The 21,116-nt window shown below is 72.2% G+C and carries 18 protein-coding genes; 3 read left to right on the forward strand and 15 right to left on the reverse strand.

Annotated elements, in window-relative coordinates:
- Positions 1-58: 58 nt before the first annotated feature.
- The 7 genes from truB to rimP form a co-directional block, all read right to left on the reverse strand.
- Positions 59-988 (reverse strand): tRNA pseudouridine(55) synthase TruB, encoded by a 930-nt coding sequence (gene truB, locus V2J85_RS29545; protein ID WP_330823248.1) that lies wholly within the window; start codon positions 986-988, stop codon positions 59-61.
- 2 nt (positions 989-990) lie between these two features.
- On the reverse strand, positions 991-1,440 hold the full coding sequence (rbfA, locus tag V2J85_RS29550) for a 30S ribosome-binding factor RbfA (RefSeq protein ID WP_261955389.1): 450 nt from the start codon (positions 1,438-1,440) through the stop codon (positions 991-993).
- A gap of 66 nt (positions 1,441-1,506) precedes the next feature.
- Complete coding sequence (locus V2J85_RS29555; protein WP_261955390.1) at positions 1,507-1,800, reverse strand: DUF503 domain-containing protein; 294 nt, start codon at positions 1,798-1,800, stop codon at positions 1,507-1,509.
- A gap of 149 nt (positions 1,801-1,949) precedes the next feature.
- Entirely contained in the window at positions 1,950-5,003 is a 3,054-nt protein-coding gene (gene infB / locus V2J85_RS29560) for a translation initiation factor IF-2 (RefSeq protein WP_261955391.1), read from the reverse strand.
- Positions 5,004-5,179: 176 nt separating this feature from the next.
- Positions 5,180-5,458, reverse strand: coding sequence for a YlxR family protein (locus tag V2J85_RS29565; RefSeq protein WP_261955392.1), 279 nt, complete (start codon positions 5,456-5,458; stop codon positions 5,180-5,182).
- A gap of 122 nt (positions 5,459-5,580) precedes the next feature.
- Positions 5,581-6,585: a transcription termination factor NusA gene (gene nusA, locus V2J85_RS29570; RefSeq protein WP_030802569.1), complete on the reverse strand. Its 1,005-nt coding sequence runs from the start codon at positions 6,583-6,585 to the stop codon at positions 5,581-5,583.
- A 2-nt stretch (positions 6,586-6,587) separates the two neighbouring features.
- The gene (rimP, locus tag V2J85_RS29575) at positions 6,588-7,139 is read right to left on the reverse strand and encodes a ribosome maturation factor RimP (RefSeq protein WP_261955393.1); all 552 of its coding nucleotides are present in this window, start codon (positions 7,137-7,139) and stop codon (positions 6,588-6,590) included.
- Between the two features lie 160 nt (positions 7,140-7,299).
- On the opposite strand from rimP, the gene V2J85_RS29580 reads away from it, so the two are divergent.
- The 3 genes from V2J85_RS29580 to V2J85_RS29590 are packed head-to-tail and all read left to right on the forward strand — an operon-like array spanning position 7,300 to position 9,271.
- On the forward strand, positions 7,300-7,803 hold the full coding sequence (locus tag V2J85_RS29580; protein WP_330823250.1) for a hypothetical protein: 504 nt from the start codon (positions 7,300-7,302) through the stop codon (positions 7,801-7,803).
- Positions 7,800-8,306, forward strand: coding sequence for a ferritin-like domain-containing protein (locus V2J85_RS29585; RefSeq protein ID WP_261955395.1), 507 nt, complete (start codon positions 7,800-7,802; stop codon positions 8,304-8,306). Before V2J85_RS29580 ends, V2J85_RS29585 begins: the two co-directional genes overlap by 4 nt.
- A 53-nt stretch (positions 8,307-8,359) precedes the next feature.
- Positions 8,360-9,271: an aminoglycoside phosphotransferase family protein gene (locus tag V2J85_RS29590; RefSeq protein ID WP_330823251.1), complete on the forward strand. Its 912-nt coding sequence runs from the start codon at positions 8,360-8,362 to the stop codon at positions 9,269-9,271.
- A gap of 82 nt (positions 9,272-9,353) precedes the next feature.
- On the opposite strand, the gene V2J85_RS29595 is transcribed toward V2J85_RS29590, so the two are convergent.
- The 8 genes from V2J85_RS29595 to V2J85_RS29630 all read right to left on the reverse strand — a co-directional run bounded on the left by V2J85_RS29595 (position 9,354) and on the right by V2J85_RS29630 (position 20,923).
- A complete protein-coding gene (locus tag V2J85_RS29595; protein WP_261955397.1) occupies positions 9,354-11,063 on the reverse strand; it encodes a proline--tRNA ligase in 1,710 nt (569 codons plus the stop codon).
- 357 nt (positions 11,064-11,420) lie between these two features.
- Positions 11,421-11,957: a GNAT family N-acetyltransferase gene (locus V2J85_RS29600; protein WP_261955398.1), complete on the reverse strand. Its 537-nt coding sequence runs from the start codon at positions 11,955-11,957 to the stop codon at positions 11,421-11,423.
- 24 nt (positions 11,958-11,981) lie between these two features.
- Positions 11,982-12,827, reverse strand: a complete 846-nt coding sequence (locus V2J85_RS29605; RefSeq protein WP_261955399.1) for a GNAT family N-acetyltransferase — start codon at positions 12,825-12,827, stop codon at positions 11,982-11,984.
- 172 nt (positions 12,828-12,999) lie between these two features.
- Entirely contained in the window at positions 13,000-14,157 is a 1,158-nt protein-coding gene (gene ispG / locus V2J85_RS29610) for a flavodoxin-dependent (E)-4-hydroxy-3-methylbut-2-enyl-diphosphate synthase (protein WP_261955400.1), read from the reverse strand.
- Positions 14,158-14,328: 171 nt separating this feature from the next.
- Complete coding sequence (locus V2J85_RS29615; protein ID WP_261955401.1) at positions 14,329-15,630, reverse strand: M50 family metallopeptidase; 1,302 nt, start codon at positions 15,628-15,630, stop codon at positions 14,329-14,331.
- Complete coding sequence (gene dxr, locus V2J85_RS29620) at positions 15,627-16,901, reverse strand: 1-deoxy-D-xylulose-5-phosphate reductoisomerase (RefSeq protein WP_261955402.1); 1,275 nt, start codon at positions 16,899-16,901, stop codon at positions 15,627-15,629. Before dxr ends, V2J85_RS29615 begins: the two co-directional genes overlap by 4 nt.
- A gap of 97 nt (positions 16,902-16,998) precedes the next feature.
- Positions 16,999-18,918, reverse strand: coding sequence for an acyl-CoA dehydrogenase family protein (locus V2J85_RS29625; RefSeq protein ID WP_261955403.1), 1,920 nt, complete (start codon positions 18,916-18,918; stop codon positions 16,999-17,001).
- A gap of 544 nt (positions 18,919-19,462) precedes the next feature.
- Positions 19,463-20,923, reverse strand: coding sequence for an aldehyde dehydrogenase family protein (locus V2J85_RS29630; RefSeq protein WP_261955404.1), 1,461 nt, complete (start codon positions 20,921-20,923; stop codon positions 19,463-19,465).
- Positions 20,924-21,116: the final 193 nt, after the last annotated feature.

The following is a 21,116-nucleotide window of genomic DNA, read 5'->3' on the forward strand; positions in this document are numbered from 1 at the left end:
GGCGGCCCGCGTTCCACCACCTCCCCCGGAAGCCGGGTTTCCGGTCCGTCCCCAGGAGTCAGATGGCGAAGACCGCCAGGCTCTTGGCCTTCCCGCCCTGGTTCTCCACCAGCGCCAGGAACCGCCCGTCGGGCCCGAAGGCCGCGACCGGACCGTCGGCCTCGAAGCGCGGCATCGCGATCCGCGCGCCGTTGAGCAGCAGTCGGGCCTGTGCCTCGGTGACGTCCCAGCGGGTGAAGGCCGCGTCCGCCGCCTCACCGACCGGCATGATCGGCAGTCCGCCGCCCTCGGGGGCGTCCACCGCCGCCTGCAGCTGCTCCAGGGTGTGCGCCCGGTCCAGCTTGTACGGCCCGACGCGGGTGCGGCGCAGCGCGGTCAGATGGCCGCCGACGCCGAGCCCGGCGCCCAGGTCGCGGGCCAGGGCGCGGATGTACGTACCGGAGGAGCACTCGACGGAGACCAGCAGGTCGGTCACCGGCGTGCCGTCCTCCGCCTCGGTCTCGTGCGCGGAGTGCACCACGAACGAGGAGACGGTGACCGGGCGGGCCGGGATCTGGACGTCCTCGCCCTCGCGCACCCGGGAGTACGACCGCTTGCCGTTGATCTTGATGGCGCTGACCTTGGACGGCACCTGCATGATCGCGCCGGACAGCTGCGCGACCCCGGCGTCGATGTCCTCGCGGGCCAGGCCGTGCGCCGCCTTGGACGCGGTGATCTCGCCCTCGGCGTCATCGGTGATCGTGGTCTGGCCCAGCCGGACGGTGCCGACGTACTCCTTCTCCGTCAGCGCCAGGTGGCCGAGGAGCTTGGTGGCCCGTTCCAGGCCCAGGACGAGCACGCCGGTGGCCATCGGGTCGAGGGTGCCGGCATGGCCGACCCGGCGGGTGCGGGCCATACCGCGCATCTTCGCCACCACGTCGTGCGAAGTGAAGCCGGCCGGCTTGTCGACGATGACCAGGCCGCCCGGCTTGTTGCTCTCACGCTTCATTCTTACGCGGTGCCCTCGTCATCCTCGTCGTCGCCGGGCTTGCGGTACGGATCGGCCTCGCCGGCGTACTGGGCGCCCGAGGAGGCCTCACGGACCTTGGCGTCCGAGGCCCGTGCCTTGTCGAGCAGGTCCTCGATGGTCTTGGCGTTCTCCGGCAGGGCGTCCGCGACGAACGCCAGGGTCGGCGTGAACTTCGTGCCGGCCGCGGCGCCGACCGCGGAGCGCAGCATGCCCTTGGCGCTCTCCAGCCCGGCGGCGGCGCTGGCCCGGTCCTCGTCGTCGCCGTAGACCGTGTAGAAGACCGTAGCCTCCCGCAGGTCGCCGGTGACCCGGGTGTCCGTGATGGTCACGTGCGAGCCGAGCCGCGGGTCCTTGATGCCGCGCTGCAGCTTCTGGGCGACCACCTCCCGGATGAGGTCCGCCAGCTTCTTCGCCCGCGCATTGTCGGCCACTGGTCCGTCTCCTTCTTGTCTTCCACAATTGTGCTTCCACCGGCGGCGACCTGCCCCGTCATCAGGTCAGTCGTCGTCGCCGTGCAGCCGTCGGCGTACCGACAGCAGCTCCACTTCGGGCCGTGCGGCGACCAGGCGCTCGCAGCGGTCCATGACATCGGTGAGATGCCCGACGTCCCCGGACACCACCGCCAGGCCGATGGTGGCCCTGCGGTACAGATCCTGGTCCCCGACCTCCGCCACGCTCACCGCGTATTTGCGGTGGAGTTCGGAGACGATCGGGCGGACGACGGAGCGCTTCTCCTTCAGCGACCGTACGTCGCCGAGAAGCAGGTCGAAGGACAACGTCCCTACGTACATGCAAGCCGGGTCAAGCCACCCGTGGGGCCTTGGGGGCACCTCCCGGCATGGGCCGGGGGCGTACGTGTCAGTTCGAACCGTACACGCAACGGCCGGGGCCGATCGACGGAGTTTCTTCCGCCGACCGGCCCCGAAAGGTCAGTGCGTGATCAGCCGCGCGGCTTCTCTCGCATCTCGTACGTCGCGATGACGTCGTCGACCTTGATGTCGTTGAAGTTGCCGAGGTTGATACCGCCCTCGAACCCTTCGCGGATCTCGGTGACGTCGTCCTTGAAGCGACGCAGACCGTCGATGTTGAGGTTCTCCGCGACCACCTTGCCGTCGCGGATGAGGCGCGCCTTGGTGTTGCGCTTGACCTCGCCGGAGCGGATGAGAACACCCGCGATGTTGCCCAGCTTGGACGACTTGAAGACCTCGCGGATCTCCGCCGTACCGAGCTCGACCTCCTCGTACTCCGGCTTGAGCATGCCCTTGAGGGCCGCCTCGATCTCCTCGATCGCCTGGTAGATGACCGAGTAGTACCGGACGTCGACGCCCTCGCGCTCGGCCATCTGCGTCGCACGGCCTTCGGCGCGCACGTTGAAGCCGATGACGATCGCGTCGGAGCCGGACGCCAGGTTGATGTCGGTCTCCGTGACCGCACCGACGCCGCGGTGCAGCACCCGGATGTCGACCTCTTCGCCGACGTCGAGCTGGAGCAGCGAGGACTCCAGGGCCTCGACGGAACCAGAAGCGTCACCCTTGATGATGAGGTTGAGCTGCTGGACCTCGCCGGCCTTGAGCACCTTGTCCAGGTCCTCCAGGGAGACCCGGCGGGTGCGCTTGGCGAAGGCCGCGTTGCGCTCGCGCGCCGCGCGCTTCTCGGCGATCTGGCGGGCCGTGCGGTCCTCGTCGACGACCAGGAAGTTGTCGCCGGCACCCGGGACGTTGGTGAGACCCAGGACCAGGACGGGGGTCGACGGACCCGCTTCCTCGACGTTGTTGCCCTTGTCGTCGAACATCGCACGGACTCGGCCGTACGCGTCACCGGCGACCATCGTGTCACCGACGCGGAGGGTACCGCGCTGGACGAGGACGGTGGCCACGGCGCCGCGGCCGCGGTCGAGGTGGGCCTCGATCGCAATACCCTGCGCGTCCTGCTCGGCGTTGGCCCGCAGGTCGAGCGCGGCGTCCGCGGTGAGGACCACGGCCTCCAGCAGGGAGTCGATGTGCAGACCCTGCTTGGCGGAGATGTCGACGAACATGGTGTCGCCGCCGTACTCCTCGGCCACCAGGCCGTACTCGGTCAGCTGACCGCGCACCTTGGTCGGGTCGGCGCCCTCGACGTCGATCTTGTTGACCGCGACCACGATCGGCACGTCGGCCGCCTTGGCGTGGTTCAGGGCCTCGATCGTCTGCGGCATGACACCGTCGTTGGCCGCCACCACGAGGATCGCGATGTCGGTCGACTTGGCACCACGGGCACGCATGGCGGTGAACGCCTCGTGACCGGGGGTGTCGATGAAGGTGATGCGCCGCTCTTCTTCGTTGACCTCGGTCGCGACCTGGTAGGCACCGATGTGCTGGGTGATGCCGCCGGCCTCGCCCGCGATGACGTTCGTCTTGCGGATCGCGTCGAGCAGTCGGGTCTTACCGTGGTCGACGTGACCCATGACGGTCACCACCGGCGGACGGGAGACGAGCATCTCCTCGCCGCCCTCGTTCTCGCCGAACTCGATGTCGAAGGACTCGAGCAGCTCGCGGTCCTCCTCCTCCGGGCTGACGATCTCGACGACGTAGTTCATCTCGTCGGCGAGCAGCTGGAGCGTCTCGTCGGAGACCGACTGGGTCGCGGTGACCATCTCGCCGAGGTTCAGCATGACCTGGACCAGCGACGCCGGGTTGGCGTTGATCTTCTCCGCGAAGTCCGTCAGCGAGGCACCGCGCGACAGCCGAACCGTCGCGCCGTTGCCGCGCGGCAGCATGATGCCGCCGACCGACGGGGCCTGCATGGCCTCGTACTCCTGACGGCGCTGCCGCTTCGACTTGCGGCCGCGACGCGCCGGACCGCCGGGACGGCCGAACGCACCCTGCGTGCCACCACGGCCACCGGGGCCGCCGGGACGACCGCCGAAGCCGGGACGACCGCCGAAGCCGCCGCCACCGCCACCGGGGCCACCGCCACCGGGACGACCGGCGAAGCCACCGCCGGCACCGGGACGACCGCCGCCGCCACCGGGACGGCCGGCGAAGCCGCCGCCACCGCCCGGACGACCGCCGCCGCCGGGACGACCGGCACCGCCGGGACCGCGGCCGCCGCCACCGGGGCCGGGACGCGGGCCGGCAGCCGGACGCTGCGGCATCATGCCCGGGTTCGGGCGGTTACCGCCGCCGGGACGCGGGCCGGCGCCAGGCGCGGCACCCTGCGGACGGGGCATGCCACCGGGGGTCGGACGCGCGCCGCCCTGGCCCTGGGGACGGGGACCACCCTGGCCGCCGCCCTGCGGACGCGGGCCGCCGGGACCACCCTGGCCGCCGGGACGCGGCGCGCCACCGGGACGGGGGGCCTGCGGACGGGCCATGCCCGTGGAGCCACCGGAGGTGAAGGGGTTGTTACCCGGACGCGGGCCGGACGGACGACCGCCGGGACGCGCGGCCGGACGCTCGGCGCCGGGGCGCGGGGCGTTGCCACGGCCCTGACCACCCTGACCGGGACCGGGCGCCGGACGGGCCGGGCGCGGGCCGGGGGTGGCACCGGGACGGGGGGCCGACGGGGCGGCCGGGGGCGCCTGGAACTCGGGCTGCGCGGGCGCGGCCGGAGCGGGCTTGGGTGCTGCCGGGCGCGCCGGGGTGGGGCGCGGGCCGGGAGCGGGGGTGGTGCTCTTGGGGGCCGCGGGGGCCGGCGCCTCGGAGGCGGCCGGCGCCGGGGCCGCGGGGCCCGGCTTGGGGGCACCCGGCTTCGGGGCAGCAGGACGAGCCGCCTGCGCCGGAGAGGGCGCCGACGGCTTCGCGGGGGCCGACTTGCGCGGCGCCGCGGGCTTCCCGGCGGCGCGGCCGTTGCCACTGCCTGCCTGGAAAGCGTCGGTCAGCTTGCGAACAACCGGCGCCTCGATCGTCGAGGACGCCGAACGGACGAATTCACCAAGTTCTTGGAGCTTGGCCATGACGACCTTGCTCTCCACGCCGAACTCCTTGGCGAGTTCGTATACCCGGACCTTAGCCACTTCGCTCCTTCTAGGTCCGGGGTGTCCACCGGACCGTCGCTACTTCATGGGCGTACTCATCGCGTACTCATCGAGTGCTCATCGCAATCTCGACCTACTTCCGACTCGCGAGGTACCTGACCGCACGGTTTTCCGTGCGCTGTGCGTCTTGCTGTGCGTTATTGCAATGGGCGGCTTCAACCGGCGCGCCGTTCGAGGAACCGACGCACGTCCGTCGTGTCGAACGGCCCCCGGCCCCGAAAGGCCCGGGGAAACGCCCGGCGGCGGACCGCCAGGTCGAGGCAGACCAGTGTCGGGTGCACGTATGCACCCCGGCCGGGCAGCGTACCGCGAGGATCAGGGGCACACTCGCCCTCGATCTCCACGATGCGCAGCAAATCGCCCTTGGCCACCCGCTCCCGGCATCCCAGACATGTGCGCTCAGGGCATGCGCGGGCATGCGTCCGGCCAGACACTGCTTAAGTCTACCTCCCCGCGCCGACCGCACCCCGATGGGGTAAAGGCCGAACGGCTGCTCAGAATTCCCGTCGAGGTGCCGCGGCGCCACCGATTTTCCCGTGGGCCGCGGCTCCGGCGGCTACGACGTGTGATCCCCGGCCTGCGATGCGTGCTCGGTGTCCGGTCGGATGTCGATCCGCCATCCGGTGAGCCGGGCCGCGAGACGGGCGTTCTGCCCTTCCTTGCCGATGGCCAGTGACAGCTGGTAATCGGGGACGGTGACCCGGGCGGAGCGCGCCGCCAGGTCCACGACCTCGACCTTGCTGACCCGGGCCGGCGACAGCGCGTTGGCGACCAGGTCGGCGGGGTCGTCCGACCAGTCCACGATGTCGATCTTCTCGCCGTTGAGCTCGGCCATCACGGCCCGCACCCGCCCGCCCATGGGGCCGATGCACGCGCCCTTGGCGTTCAGCCCCGACCGCGTCGAGCGCACGGCGATCTTCGTACGGTGCCCGGCCTCGCGGGCGATGGCGGCGATCTCCACCGACCCGTCCGCGATCTCCGGCACCTCCATGGCGAAGAGCTTCTTCACCAGGTTGGGGTGGGTGCGCGACAGCGTCACCGACGGGCCGCGCACGCCCTTGACCACCCGGACGACGTACGACCGCAGCCGGGTGCCGTGGGTGTACTCCTCACCGGGGACCTGCTCCTGCACCGGCAGGATGGCCTCCAGCTTGCCGATGTCGACCAGGACGTTCTTGGGGTCCTTGCCCTGCTGGACCACGCCGGTGACGACGTCGCCCTCCCGCCCGGCGTACTCACCGAACGTGATCTCCTCCTCGGCGTCCCGCAGCCGCTGCAGGATGACCTGCTTGGCGGTGGTCGCCGCGATCCGCCCGAAGCCGGACGGGGTGTCGTCGAACTCGCGCGGCTCGGCCCCCTCCTCCAGGTCCTCGGGGTCCTCCTTCGCCCACACCGTCACATGCCCGGTGTTGCGGTCCAGCTCCACCCGCGCCCGCCGGCGGCTGCCCTCGGTGCGGTGGTAAGCGATGAGGAGGGCCGACTCGATCGCCTCGACCAGCAGGTCGAACGAGATCTCCTTCTCCCGCACCAGCCCACGCAGGGCACTCATGTCGATGTCCACGGCTACGCCTCCTCCTTGTTCTCGTCGATCTTCTCTTCGTGCTGCGCGTCGCGCTTCTCCGCCTTCTCCGGCTTACGGCTGAATTCCAGCTCGACGCGCGCCTTGGCGATCTCGTCGAACAAGACCCGGCGGGCCGTCGGCTTGCGCCCCTTCACGCCCGGGACCTCCAGATCGAGGCCGTCCTCGTCGACGCCGGTGATCCGGGCGACCAGCTCCCCGGACCCTGCCGCGTCGGTGAGTTGGGCCTTGATGAGGCGGCCGAGGGCGCGGCGGTAGTGGCGCAGCTCGGTCAGCGGGCGGTCGGCGCCCGGGGACGTCACCTCGAGGGTGTAGGGCGCGCCGCCCATCACATCGGTGTCGTCCAGGACCTGGGACGCCTCGCGGCTCAGCTCGGCGCACTCGTCCAGCTGGACGCCCTCGTCGGAATCGACCACGATCCGCAGCACCCGGCGCTTCCCGGCCGGTGTCACCTCGATCTCTTCCAGATCCAGGTCTCGCGCGGCGACGAGCGGTTCAAGCAGTCCGCGCAGCCTCTCGCTCTGGGTGGTGCTCATCCGGGTGACTCCTCGGCCGCGTGTGCTGTTGTGTGTGGATCGCGTGTCGGGTCAAAGCCTATCGGTTCCGGCGGGGTACTGACGATTCGGTGGGTGGTCACGGATACTCTCGCCTGCGGTGATCACAACGGAAGACCCCGGGAAGTGCAACGTGCCGAAAGTGGCGCTCACACGCAGAAGGACCCTGCTGGCCGGCGCCGCCCTGGGGGGCGCGGCGCTGCTCGCCGGCTGCTCCGAGGACGTCTCCCCCGACCGGGACGAGCACTCCTCCGCCGCCGACCGGCTGCGCACGGCCGCGGCCCACGACAGTACGGCGCTGCTGGCGCGCTACGACGCGACGCTCGCCGCGCACCCGGCGCTGGAGCCGCGGCTGCGCCCGCTGCGCGCCGAAGTGGCCCGGCACGTCCAGGCGTTCACGACCGGGGACGCCTCCCCCTCCCCCGCCGGCTCCGCCCGCCGGGGCCGTCCGCGCCAGGGCGCCGCGCCTCCGGTGCCCGGGGACGAGAAGGCCGCGCGGAGCGCCCTGGCCGCCGCGGAACGCAAGCTCGCCGACAACCGGACCACCGCGCTGCTGACCGCGCCGCCCGAACTGGCCCGGCTGCTCGCCTCGGTGGCCGCGTCCGGCGCGGCGCACGCCTATCTGCTGACGGAGCCGCCCCGATGACCTCCCGGAAGAAGAGCGACGAGCAGAGCGACGAGAGCCGTGCGGAGCTGACCGCCGTGCAGGCCGCGCTGGCCGCCGAGCACGCCGCGGTCTACGGCTACGGCGTGGTCGGCGGCCGCATCTCCCGCGACCGGCGCACCGAGGCCCAGGCCGCCTACGATGCCCACCGCGCCCGCCGGGACGCGCTGCGCCGCGAGGTGCTGGCGCTGGGCGGCACGCCCGAGGCCGCGGCGGCCGCGTACGAACTGCCGTTCCCGGTGCCCGACCCGGCCGCCGCGGTGCGGCTGGCGGCGGAGCTGGAGGACCGGCTGGCCGCCGTCTACGCGGACCTCGTACGGGCCGGCGGCCGGGCGCGGCGGCGGGAGGCGGCCGCCGCGCTGCGCGAGGCAGCGGTGCGGGCGGTGCGCTGGCGCGGCGGCGGCGTAGCCTTCCCTGGGCTCACGGAGCGGGCCTCGGCCGCCGCTCCGTCCGGCTCCGCGAGCGCCCCCGCGGGCGCGCTCTGAACGACCGGCGGTCACCGCCCCAGGAAAGGCCCCAGGAAAGGGACAGCGCAGGCATGGCAACGGCACCCATCGAACCGCCGCAGCGTTTGGTGAGTTCGGTGAGCGGCGACCCGGAAAGCCCGGTACGGAGGTGGCTCGACGCGCTGCCGACGCTGGTTCAGCAGCGGCTGGACGACTGGGAGCTGACGCTGGAACGGGTACACGCCCCCGGTGGCCGCAGCAGTCTGCTGGCGCTCGTGCGGCAGGCTGACGGTACGCCGGCGGCGCTGAAGTTGCCGGCTCCGGGGCGCCGCGCCGGGCACGAGGCGGCGGCGCTCGCGACCTGGGACGGCTGGGGTGCGGTACGGCTGCTGCGGGCCGATGCGGCGAGCGGTGCGCTGTTGCTGGAGCGGTTGCGGAGCGGGGTGTCGCTGCGCTCGCTGCCGGAGGCCAAGGCCCTGCTGGAGGCCGCCGGCACGGTCCGCCGCCTGTGGGTGGAGCCGCCGGCCGAGCACCCGTTCGAGACCCTGGCCGGGCGTGCCGAGGAGGACGCGGAGGCGCTGGGCGCGGCGGGTGGGCTGACCCGGGCGGCCGGTCCGCTGGTGGCGGAGGCCCAGGAGCTGCGCCGTGGTCTGCCGGCCGCTTCGGAGGAGCGGTTCCTGCTGCACGGTGCGTTCCGCCAGGGCAAGGTGCTGGCCGGTGAGCGGGCGCCGTGGCTGGCGATCGGCCCGTCGCCGGTGGTCGGCGAGCGGGCGTACGACCTGGCGGCGCTGGTGCTGGACCGCTTCGAGGACCTGGTGGCCGGGTCGGGGGCGGCCGCCGCGGTCCGCCGCCGGGTGGCCAAGCTGGCCGACTCCCTGGAAGTGGACCGGGACCGGCTGCGCGACTGGACGCTGTACCGGGCGGTGGACGCCGGGGTGCGGGAGGCGGCCGTGGGCGACCGCCAGCGCGGCGAGCTGCTGCTGGAGTTCGCGGCCTGGCTGTAGGCCCCTCATACGTGCGCTGCGGCGCCGCCGGTCGAAGGACCGGTGGCGCCGCAGCGGCTTCGTATCAGGCGTACCCGGTGGATCAGGCGCTGAGTCGGGCGACGGCCTCCTCGACCGTCAGCTCCTCGCGCTCACCGGTGCGGCGGTCCTTGACCTCGACCACGCCCTCACCGGCGCGCCGGCCGGCGACCACGATGGTCGGCACGCCCAGCAGTTCGGCGTCGGTGAACTTCACGCCCGGCGAGACCCCGGCCCGGTCGTCGACGAGGACGCGCAGGCCGGCGTCGCCGAGCCGGTCGCCGATCGCCAGCGCGAGCTCGGTCTGCTGGGCCTTGCCCGCCGCGACGACGTGCACATCGGCCGGGGCGACCTCGCGGGGCCAGCACAGGCCCTTCTCGTCGTGGGTCTGCTCGGCCAGCGCGGCCACCGCACGGGAGACGCCGATGCCGTACGAGCCCATGGTGACCCGGGTGGGCTTGCCGTTCTGGCCGAGCACGTCGAGCTCGAAGGCGTCCGCGTACTTGCGGCCGAGCTGGAAGATGTGGCCGATCTCGATGGCGCGGTCGATCTTCAGGCCGGTGCCGCACTTCGGGCAGGGGTCGCCGGGCTCGACGACGACCACGTCGAGGTAGTCGTCGACCTCGAAGTCCCGGCCCACGACGACGTTGCGGGCGTGCTTGCCCTCCTTGTTGGCACCGGTGACCCAGGCCGTGCCGGGGGCGACGCGGGGGTCGGCGATGTAGCGGAACGCCTTGCCGGCCAGGCCCTGCGGGCCGACGTAGCCGCGGACCAGCTCCGGGCGGTCGGTGAAGTCCTCGGCGGTGACCAGCTCGACGGTGGCCGGCGCGAGGTGCTCGCCCAGCTTGCCGAGGTCGACCTCGCGGTCGCCGGGCACGCCCACCGCGACGATCTCGCCGTCGACCTTGACCAGGAGGTTCTTCAGGGTCGCGGAGGCCGGTACGCCGAGGAACTCGGCGAGCGACTCGATGGTCGGGGTGTCGGGGGTGTCCAGCTCCTCGACGGGGGCGTGGGCGGAACCGTCGGCCGGCTCGACCTTGACCGTGACGGCCTCGGTGTTGGCGGCGTAGTCGCAGGCCGGGCAGTCGACGAAGGTGTCCTCACCGGCCGCGGCGGGGGCCAGGAACTCCTCGGAGGCGGAGCCGCCCATCGCGCCGGAGACGGCGGAGACGATGCGGTAGTCCAGGCCCAGACGCTCGAAGATCTTCTGGTACGCCTCGCGGTGCAGCGCGTAGGACTGCGCCAGGCCCTCGTCGGTGGTGTCGAAGCTGTACGAGTCCTTCATGTGGAACTCGCGGCCGCGCAGCACGCCGGAGCGGGGGCGGGCCTCGTCGCGGTACTTGATCTGGATCTGGTAGAGGATCACCGGCAGGTCCTTGTAGGACGTGCACTGGTCCTTGACCGTGAGGGTGAAGATCTCCTCGTGGGTGGGGCCGAGGAGGTAGTCGGCGCCCTTGCGGTCCTTGAGGCGGAAGAGCAGGTCGCCGTACTCCTCCCAGCGGCCGCTGGTCTCGTAGGGCTCCTTGGGCAGCAGGGCCGGCAGCAGGACCTCCTGGCCGCCGATCGCGTCCATCTCCTCGCGGACCACGCGGGAGACGTTCTCCAGGACCTTCATGCCCAGCGGCAGCCACGTCCAGATGCCGGCGGAGGAGCGGCGGACGTACCCGGCGCGGACGAGCAGCTTGTGGCTGGCGGTCTCGGCGTCGGCCGGGTCGTCGCGCAGTGTCTTGATCATCAAGCGGGACATGCGCTGGACCTGTGCGGCGTTGGCCATGGGAGTTTCTCCTGCGTAAGAAAGGTGACTCCCTGGAGGTTAGCGGGCCGGGTGTGTCCGGCGAAAATGCGATACCGCTGCGCTTGGCCTTTGCCCCACGTTTTTGGCTGGCCCGCCGTGGGGGTTGCTCGTTGTTGCGCGCTTGGCGGCGCCTCCCACGTACCTGGCTTTCCCGCCGCGGGGCTTCTCGCCGTTGCGCCTGCGGCGGGCTGGGTTGTGGTGGGTGCGGTGACGGGCCTGCGGGGCCGGGGTGTGGGACTGCTTCGCTTTACGTCCCGCACCCCGGCCCCTCCGGCCCGTCCCCTCCCGTGGTTGGGAGGAGAACCGTGAGTGGGGGCTTGCCCTGTGGGTCCCGGATCAGGGGCGCTTCAAGGGCAAGGGGGCGCCCATGACGGCGTAGGGGGTGGGGGCGCTGGGGAAGAGGACGCGGCGGGCCAGGTCGTGGTAGCCGAGGGAGCGGTAGAGCTTGCGGGCGGGGCTCTCGACGTCGATGGCGGAGAGGATGGAGCGGGGTTCGCCGGCGCCGTCGGTGATCCGGGTGATCAGTGCCCGGCCGAGGCCGCGGTGCTGGTAGGCGGGGTGGACGTGCAGCTCGGTGATGGTGAAGGAGTCGTCGAGCCAGTGGTCGAGGCCCTCGCTGCGCAGATACGGCTCGACGACCGTGGACCACCAGTGGGCGCGGTCGTTGGGCATGCCGTAGATGAAGCCGACGAGCCGGCCGGCGGGGGTGGTGGCGCCCAGGGCCCGGGCGCCGGGGCAGCCGAGGTGGCGCAGGACGATGTGCCGGCGGACGGCGATCTCCTCCTCGCTGAGGCCGAAGGCGAGCGCCTGCACCGCGAGCGCGTCGTCCACGCGGGCGGCGAGATCGAGGGGGCCGACCGCGACGTCATCCATGGTCGGAGCGTACAAGGCCGGGGGTCAGAACAGTACGCTCATGAACGCGCCGACTTCCTCGAAGCCCACCCGGCGGTAGGCGGCCCGGGCGGCCGTGTTGAAGTCGTTGACGTAGAGGCTGACGACGGGGGCGACGTCGCTGAGGGCGTAGCGGAGCACGGCGGCCATACCGGTCTCGGACAGGCCCTTGCCGCGGTGCGCGGGGTCGACCCAGACGCCCTGGATCTGGCAGGCGCGGGTAGTGGCAGCGCCGATCTCCGCCTTGAAGATGACCTTGCCGTCCTCGACGCGGGCGAAGGAGCGGCCGGATCCGACGAGTTCGGCGACCCGGGCCTGGTAGAGCAGACCGCCGTCGCCGGCCATCGGGGAGATGCCGACCTCTTCGGTGAACATGGCGACACAGGCCGGCATGATCAGGTCCATCTCGTTCTTGCGGATCCGCCGGACGTACGGGTCGGGGGCGATCTCGGCGGACTGCGAGGTGGTGACCATCAGCGGCTGGTGGGCGCGGAGCTCGCGAGCCGGGCCCCAGTGCGGCTCCAGCAGCGACCAGAGTTCGGCGGTCGGGCCGGCCGGGCCGACGATGGAGGAGCAGCGCCGGCCCTGGCGGCGGGCGCGCTCGGCGAAGCCGCGGACCGCCTCGGAGGTGGCGCAGACGGGGACGAGGTTGGCGCCGGCGTAGCAGAGCGATTCCAGCCGGCCGTCGATGTACCAGCCCCACATCTCTCCGCCCAGCCGCCAGGGGTCGAGTCCGGCGACCTGGACGCGGGCGGCGACGAAGGCGTTGGCGACCGGGTCGCGGTCGAGGACCGCGAGCGCATCGTCGAGGTCCCCTGGTTCGAGGACCTTGATGGTGGTGGTCGTCAGCACGTCTCGGTTTGCCTCACCGTTACGGGCCTGGGAGGCCAGGCGGGAGCAGGTCTTGGCACTTTACCTCGCGCCCGCGCGGGGCACCCTGTGCGCTGCCCGCGGGGCCGGTCCGGGCAGCCGTGAGCCCCGCGGCCCGGGGTGGGCGGCGGGGCTCGGGGCGCTGTGGGGCGGGTCAGCCGGCGGCGGTGACGACCGGTTCGCCGGAGGCGACGCCGTCCTTCTCCATCTGCTCGGCGATCTTCATGGCCTCTTCGATGAGGGTCTCGACGATCTTCGACTCGGGGACGGTCTTGATGACCTCGCCCTTGACGAAGATCTGGCCCTTGCCGTTGCCGGAGGCGACGCCGAGGTCGGCCTCGCGGGCCTCGCCGGGGCCGTTGACGACGCAGCCCATGACGGCGACCCGCAGCGGCACCTCCATGCCCTCCAGGCCCGCGGTGACCTCGTCGGCGAGCTTGTAGACGTCGACCTGGGCGCGGCCGCAGGACGGGCAGGAGACGATCTCCAGGCGGCGCTGGCGGAGGTTGAGCGACTCCAGGATGGCGATGCCGACCTTGACCTCCTCGGCGGGCGGCGCCGAGAGCGAGACCCGGATGGTGTCGCCGATGCCCTCGCTGAGCAGCGCGCCGAAGGCGACCGCGGACTTGATGGTGCCCTGGAAGGCGGGGCCGGCCTCGGTGACGCCGAGGTGGAGGGGGTAGTCGCACTGGGCGGCGAGCTGGCGGTAGGCGTTGACCATCACGACCGGGTCGTTGTGCTTGACCGAGATCTTGATGTCGCGGAAGCCGTGCTCCTCGAAGAGGGACGCCTCCCACAGCGCGGACTCGACCAGCGCCTCGGGGGTGGCCTTGCCGTACTTCTGCAGCAGGCGGCGGTCGAGGGAGCCGGCGTTGACGCCGATCCGGATCGGGGTGCCGGCGTCGGAGGCCGCCTTGGCGATCTCCTTGACCTTGTCGTCGAACTGCTTGATGTTGCCGGGGTTGACCCGGACCGCGGCGCAGCCGGCGTCGATGGCGGCGAAGACGTACTTCGGCTGGAAGTGGATGTCCGCGATGACCGGGATCTGGGACTTCTTGGCGATCACGGACAGCGCGTCGGCGTCGTCCTGCGTCGGGCAGGCGACCCGGACGATCTGGCAGCCGGAGGCGGTCAGCTCGGCGATCTGCTGCAGCGTCGCGCCGATGTCGGAGGTCCGCGTGGTCGTCATCGACTGCACCGAGACCGGTGCGTCTCCGCCCACGGCGACCGGACCGACGTGGATCTTGCGGCTGACCCGGCGGTCGGCCAGCTTGGTCGGTACGTCCGGCATTCCCAGTGAAATGGCAGTCATCTGGCGAGCAACCCCAAGGTGTGGATCAAGGCCCCGCGTCGGCGGGCTCCGGCCTCCGAGATTACGGCACCGGCATCGCCCGGGGCACATCGAGGCCGTGCGCCCCCACTAAAGGGGGCGGCCGGGCCGCCCATACGGTCGCTGCGGGCCCGGCCGTCACGGATGTCCGGTTCAGGTGAGCTTCACCGGGTTCACCACGTCCGCCACGAGCACCAGCAGCGTGAAGCAGATGAAGATCCCGGCGACGACGTAGGCGACCGGCATGAGCTTGGCCACGTCGAAGGGCCCGGGGTCCGGCCGGCGGACGATCTTGGCGAAGGCCCGGCGGATGGACTCCCACACGGCGCCGGCGATGTGCCCGCCGTCGAGCGGGAGCAGCGGCAGCATGTTGAACAGGAACAGCGAGAGGTTGAACCCGGCGACCAGGAAGAGCATGGTCGCGACCCGCTGCTCCGGCGGGATGTGCAGCGAGAAGACCTCGCCGCCGACCCTCGCGGCCCCGACCACGCCCATCGGGGAGTCCTGCTTGCGCTCGCCGCCGTTGAAGGCCGCGTTCCACAGGTCCGGGACCTTGCCGGGCAGGTTGACCAGGGAGGAGACGCCCTGCTCGACCATGTTGCCCATGCGGTCGACGGACTGGCCGAAGGACTGCTGGACCACGCCGCTGGCCGGGGTGAAGCCGAGGAATCCGGCGGTGACGAACTGGCCGGGGACGTAGCCGCCGTGCCCGTCGGTCTTGGCGACCTTGTTCTTGATCAGGTCGGCGTGCAGGGTCTTGCGGACGCCGTGCCGCTCGACGACCAGCGTCGCGGGTCCGGTGGTGTCCCGGATCTGCTGCTGGAGGGCGCCCCAGTCGGGGACGTCGTGGCCGTTGAACGTGACGATCTTGTCACCGGCGCGCAGGCCGGCGGCCTTGGCCGGGGAGTCCTTGGCGCCGGACGGGCACTTGTCGGTCTTGGCGGCGGCCGAGATCACGCAGTCGGAGACGGAGCCGACCTGGGTGGTCTGGGTGTTGATGCCGAAGCCCATCAGGACGCTCATGAAGATCACGACCGCGAGGATCAGGTTCATGAACGGCCCGGCGAACATCACGATGATGCGCTTCCAGGGCTTGCGGGTGTAGAAGAGCCGCTTCTCGTCGCCGGGCTGCAGCTCCTCGAAGGCCGCCGAGCGGGCGTCCTCGATCATGCCGCGGAACGGCGAGGTGGAGCGGGCCTGCAGCTTCCCGTCGTCCCCGGGCGGGAACATCCCGATCATGCGGATGTAGCCGCCGAGCGGGATGGCCTTGATGCCGTACTCGGTGTCGCCCTTCCTGCGGGAGAAGATCGTCGGCCCGAAGCCCACCATGTACTGCGGCACGCGGATGCCGAACATCTTGGCCGTGGAGAGATGGCCGAGTTCGTGCCAGGCGATGGAGAACAGCAGGCCGACGACGAAGACGACTATGCCGAGGATGGTCATCCAGGTCGTCATGCGCGAGCCTCCGAAGGTGTCCGTGCCGCACGGGCGGCCAGTTCGCGGGCGCGGGCGCGCGCCCAGGTCTCCGCCTCCAGGACGTCCGCGACGGTCAGGGAAGTTCCCCCGGCGGGCGTTCCGTGCTCGGCGACCACATCGGCGACGGTATCCACAATCCCTGTGAACGGCAGCCCGCCCTTGAGGAAAGCGTCCACGCATTCCTCGTTCGCGGCGTTGAAGACGGCCGGTGCGGTGCCGCCCAGGGAGCCGACGTGGCAGGCGAGCGGTACGGACGGAAAGGCCTCGGCGTCCAGCGGGAAGAACTCCCAGGTCTGCGCCGTGGTCCAGTCGATGCCGGGGGCGGCGTCCGGGACCCGGTCGGGCCAGCCCAGGCCCAGCGCGATCGGCATCCGCATGTCGGGCGGGCTGGCCTGGGCGAGGGTGGAGCCGTCGGTGAACTCCACCATCGAGTGGATGAAGGACTGCGGATGGACGACGACCTCGATCGCGTCGAAGGGGACGTCGAAGAGCAGGTGCGCCTCGATGACCTCCAGGCCCTTGTTGACCAGGGTCGCAGAGTTGATCGTGACGACCGGGCCCATGGACCAGGTGGGGTGGGCCAGCGCCTGCTCGGGGGTGACCCCGGCCAGCTCGGCCCTCGTACGGCCGCGGAACGGGCCGCCGGAGGCGGTGACCACGAGCTTGCGGACCTCGGCGCGGTCGCCGCCGGTCAGCGCCTGGAAGAGCGCGGAGTGCTCGGAGTCGACGGGGATGATCTGGCCCGGCCGGGCGACGGCCTTGACCAGCGGGCCGCCGACGATCAGCGACTCCTTGTTGGCGAGCGCCAGCACCCGGCCCGCCTTGAGGGCGGCCAGGGTCGGGGCGAGGCCGATGGAGCCGGTGATGCCGTTGAGGACGGTGTGGCAGGGGGAGGCGGCGAGTTCGGTGGCGGCGTCGGGGCCGGCCAGGACCTCGGGGAGCTTCTCGCCCGGGCCGTAGCGGTCGGCGAGCGCGGCGCGCAGCGCGGGGGCCGCGTCCTGGCGGGCCACCGCGACGGTGTCCACCCGCAGCCGGTGCGCCTGCTCGGCGAGCAGCTCGGTCCGGCCGCCGGCCGCGGAGAGCGCGGTCACCCGGAAGCGGTCGGGGTTGCGCAGCACGATGTCGATCGCCTGGGTGCCGATCGAGCCGGTCGAGCCGAGGATCACCAGGGAGCGGGGCTCGACCGGGCCGTCGGGGTCGCCGGCGGCCGGCTCGAAGCGCAGGTGCGGATGGGCGAGGGAGTCCGTCATGGGGTCCATTGTGGCCGGTCGCGGGGGTGCCGTGGGCACGGAGGGCACACGGCGGGCCCGGTCCGGCCGATCATCGGCGGACCGGGCCCGGGGTGCGTCAGCCGATGGGGCGGTGGACGTTGTCCTTGGCGCTCGGGCCGGGGGTGGCGTCGGCGATCCACGGGCCGTCGCCGCTGGGGTCGACGATGCCGTCCTCCAGCCAGCCGTAGTTGCCGTCGAGGACCCCGGAGACGACCTTGCGGTCGAGCTCGTCGGTGTTGGTCCACAGCCGGCCGAAGAGCTCCTCGATCCGGATCCGCGCCTGCCGGCAGAACGCGTCGGCCAGCTGCTGCGCCTCGCGGCCGTGGTCAGCGGTCTCGCGCAGGTGCTCGGCGCGGACGCAGGCGGCGCTCATCGCGAAGAGTTCGGCGCCGATGTCGACGATCCGGCCGAGGAAGCCCTGCTTGGTCTCCATCCGGCCCTGCCATCGGGACATCGCGTAGAACGTGGACCGGGCGAGCTTGCGCGAGGTCCGCTCGACGTACCGCAGGTGCCCGGCGAGGATGCCGAACTCCTGGTACGTACGCGGGAGTTGGCCGGGACCGGCGACGAGCTTGGGCAGCCAGCGGGCGTAGAACCCGCCGGCCTTGGCGGCCGCCCGGCCCTTGTCGGCGAGGGACTTGTCGGGGTCGATGAGGTCGCCGGCGACGGAGAGGTGGGCGTCCACCGCCTCCCGGGCGATCAGCAGGTGCATGATCTCGGTGGAGCCCTCGAAGATCCGGTTGATCCGCATGTCGCGCAGCATCTGCTCGGCGGGGACCGCGCGTTCGCCGCGGGCGGCGAGCGAGGGGGCGGTCTCGAAGCCGCGGCCGCCGCGGATCTGGACGAGTTCGTCGGCCATCAGCCAGCCCATCTCGGAGCCGTAGAGCTTGGCGAGGGCGGCCTCGATGCGGATGTCGTTGCGGTTCTCGTCGGCCATCTGGGAGGAGAGGTCGACGACCGCTTCCAGGGCGAAGGTGGTCGCGGCGATGAAGGAGATCTTGGCGCCGACGGCCTCGTGCTTGGCGATCGGCCGGCCCCACTGCTCGCGGGCCGCGGACCACTCCCGGGCGACCTTCAGGCACCACTTGCCGGAGCCGACGCACATCGCGGGCAGCGAGAGCCGTCCGGTGTTGAGCGTGGTCAGGGCGATCTTCAGGCCGGCGCCCTCGGGGCCGATGCGGTTCGCCGCGGGCACCCGGACCCGGTGGAAGCGGGTGACGCCGTTCTCCAGGCCGCGCAGGCCCATGAAGGCGTTGCGGTTCTCGACGGTGATGCCGGGCGAGTCGGCCTCGACGACGAAGGCGGTGATGCCGCCCTTGTGGCCCTCGGAGGCGGGCACCCGGGCCATCACGACCAGCAGGTCGGCGACCACGCCGTTGGTGGTCCACAGCTTCACGCCGTCGAGGACGTATTCGTCGCCCTCCGGGACGGCCGTGGTCGCCAGCCGGGCCGGGTCCGAGCCGACGTCCGGTTCGGTCAGCAGGAACGCCGAGATGTCCGTACGGGCCAGCCGCGGCAGGAAGGTCTCCTTCTGCTGCGGGGTGCCGAACAGCTTCAGCGGCTGCGGTACGCCGATCGACTGGTGGGCGGAGAGCAGCGCGCCGATGGCGGGGCTGGCCGTGCCGACCAGGGACAGCGCCCGGTTGTAGTAGACCTGGGTGAGCCCGAGGCCGCCGTATTTGGGGTCGATCTTCATCCCGAGCGCGCCGAGCTCCTTGAGCCCGCGCACCGTCTCGTCCGGAATCCTGCCCTCGCGCTCGATCCGCGCGCCGTCGATCTCCGTCTCGCAGAAGTCCCGCAGGGTGGCGAGGAACTTCTCACCGCGGCGCACGTCGTCCACGGCGGGCGTGGGGTGCGGATGGATGAGGTCGAGCCGGAAGCGCCCCAGGAACAGTTCCTTGGCGAAGCTCGGCTTGCGCCAGTCCTGCTCGCGGGCCGCCTCGGCGACCTGGCGTGCTTCGCGCTCGGAAACGTTGCGGATGGATGGAGCGGTCATCAGGAGCTCACCTCGCCGCGGGGTCGGGAGTTCAGCGCCGGCGGCCGGTCGGCCGCTGGACAGCGCTACTTGTGAGAGTTACCCGATCCGCGCGGCTTGCACCACTGGAGGTACCGGCCGCAGCACGCCGCAACGGCGCCTCCCGGCCATGGGGGGCCTGCGCGGCGGCGCGCCCGCGGTCCGGCCCTCCGTCATCGGCCCTTCGGGGGGTGTGCGCATACCGCGCTGGTTGTACGTACCCGCGGGTCTCCCCCCTGGGACACGGCCGCGACTCCACCTGGGACAGGAGGCGCCGGGGCGGTCCGCGCCGTACGGTCAAGATCCGGCACGACGGGGGAAAACGGTGCCGGAGAACGGGGGACGCGGCGCGCTCCGGAAACAGGGTGCCGGAGCGCGCCGCGTCGAGGGGCCGGCGCCGGGGGGTGCGCCGGCCGGGGTCGGGACGGTGATTCGGCCCGAGGGAAGGCCGTCGCTGTCCACCGGTCCCGACCTGGTCGGGGGCGTCGGGGTGACGCCGGGTGGTGCCCCCGGAGGGGCACCGGTCCTACAGGGCCAGGCCGGTGAGGACCAGCACCCGCTCGTAGGTGTAGTCGTCCATGGCGAACCGGACGCCCTCGCGTCCCACACCGGACTGCTTGACGCCGCCGTACGGCATCTGGTCGGCGCGGTAGGACGGCACATCGCCGATGACCACGCCGCCGACCTCCAGCACCCGGTGGGCGCGGAAGGCGGTCTTGGCGTCATGAGTGAACACGCCCGCCTGCAGGCCGAACTTGGAGTCGTTGACCGCCGCGAAGGCCGCGTCGACGCCGTCGACCTTGGTGAGGGTGAGCACCGGGCCGAAGACCTCCTCGCAGGCGAGGGTGGCGCCCGCGGGCACGCCCTCCAGCACGGTCGGCGCGTAGGAGGCGCCGTCGCGCTTGCCGCCGGCGAGCAGCTTCGCGCCGCCCTGCACGGCCTCGTCCACCCAGGCCTCGACGCGCTTGGCGGCGTCCTCGTTCACCAGCGGGCCGACCTCGGTCGCGTCGTCCGACGGGTCGCCGGTGACCTGCGCCTCGACGGCCGCCACGATCTTGGGCACCAGCCGGTCGTACACCGAGGCGTCCGCGATCACCCGCTGCACGGAGATGCAGGACTGGCCGCCCTGGTAGTTGGAGAAGATCGCGATCCGCTGCGCCGCCCAGTCCAGGTCCTCCTCGGAGGACCAGTCGGGCAGCACGACGGCCGCGCCGTTGCCGCCGAGCTCCAGGGTGCAGTGCTTGCGCGGCACCGAGTCGAGGATCGCGTAGCCGACCTTCTCGGAGCCGGTGAAGGAGACGACCGGCAGCCGCTCGTCCTGGACCAGCGCCTCCATGCGCTCGTTGGGCACCGGGAGGATCGACCAGGAACCGGCCGGCAGGTCGGTCTCGGCGAGCAGCTCACCGAGGATCAGACCGGACAGCGGGGTGGCCGGGGCCGGCTTGAGGATGATCGGGGCGCCGGCGGCGATGGCCGGGGCGATCTTGTGGGCGCAGAGGTTGAGCGGGAAGTTGAACGGCGCGATGCCGAGGACCGTGCCGCGCGGGAAGCGGCGGGTCAGCGCGAGCCGGCCGGCGCCGCCCGCGTCGGTGTCCAGCCGCTGCGCCTCGCCGCCGTTGAAGCGACGGGCCTCCTCGGCCGCGAAGCGGAACACGGAGATCGCCCGGCCGACCTCGCCGCGCGCCCACTTGATGGGCTTGCCGTTCTCCGCGGAGATCAGCTGCGCGATCTCCTCCGTGCGCTCGACGAGCCGGCGCTGCACGTGGTCCAGCGCGGCCGCCCGGACGTGCGCGGGGGTCGCCGCGAACTCCTCCTGGACCGCGACGGAGGCCGCGACGGCCTCCTCGACCTGGTCCTCGGTGGGCACGCTCACCGTGCCGACGAGACGTCCGTCCCAGGGGGAGGTGACATCGAAGGTGGCCTCGCCGGTGGCCTCGCGGCCGGCGAGCCAGAAGGCGGTGGGGGCTGCATCAGTGGGGATCGGCACAGTGGAACCCGGCCCTTCAGACGTGGTGGGTGGTGCGCATGGCTCAGCGAGCGGCTCTGCGGTTTGACTGCTGCCCCCACGGTAGGGGCGCGCCGCCACGATGGCGTTTGTCCGAAGCGGCGTAATCAGGGGGCGGGGCTCTCCGTGGTGGAGGGGGCGCGAGGGCCGCGGGGCGGCAGTGGGGCGGGCGTCG

Origin of the sequence: Streptomyces bugieae (assembly GCF_036352915.1) — a bacterium.
Taxonomy (GTDB): domain Bacteria; phylum Actinomycetota; class Actinomycetes; order Streptomycetales; family Streptomycetaceae; genus Streptomyces; species Streptomyces endophytica.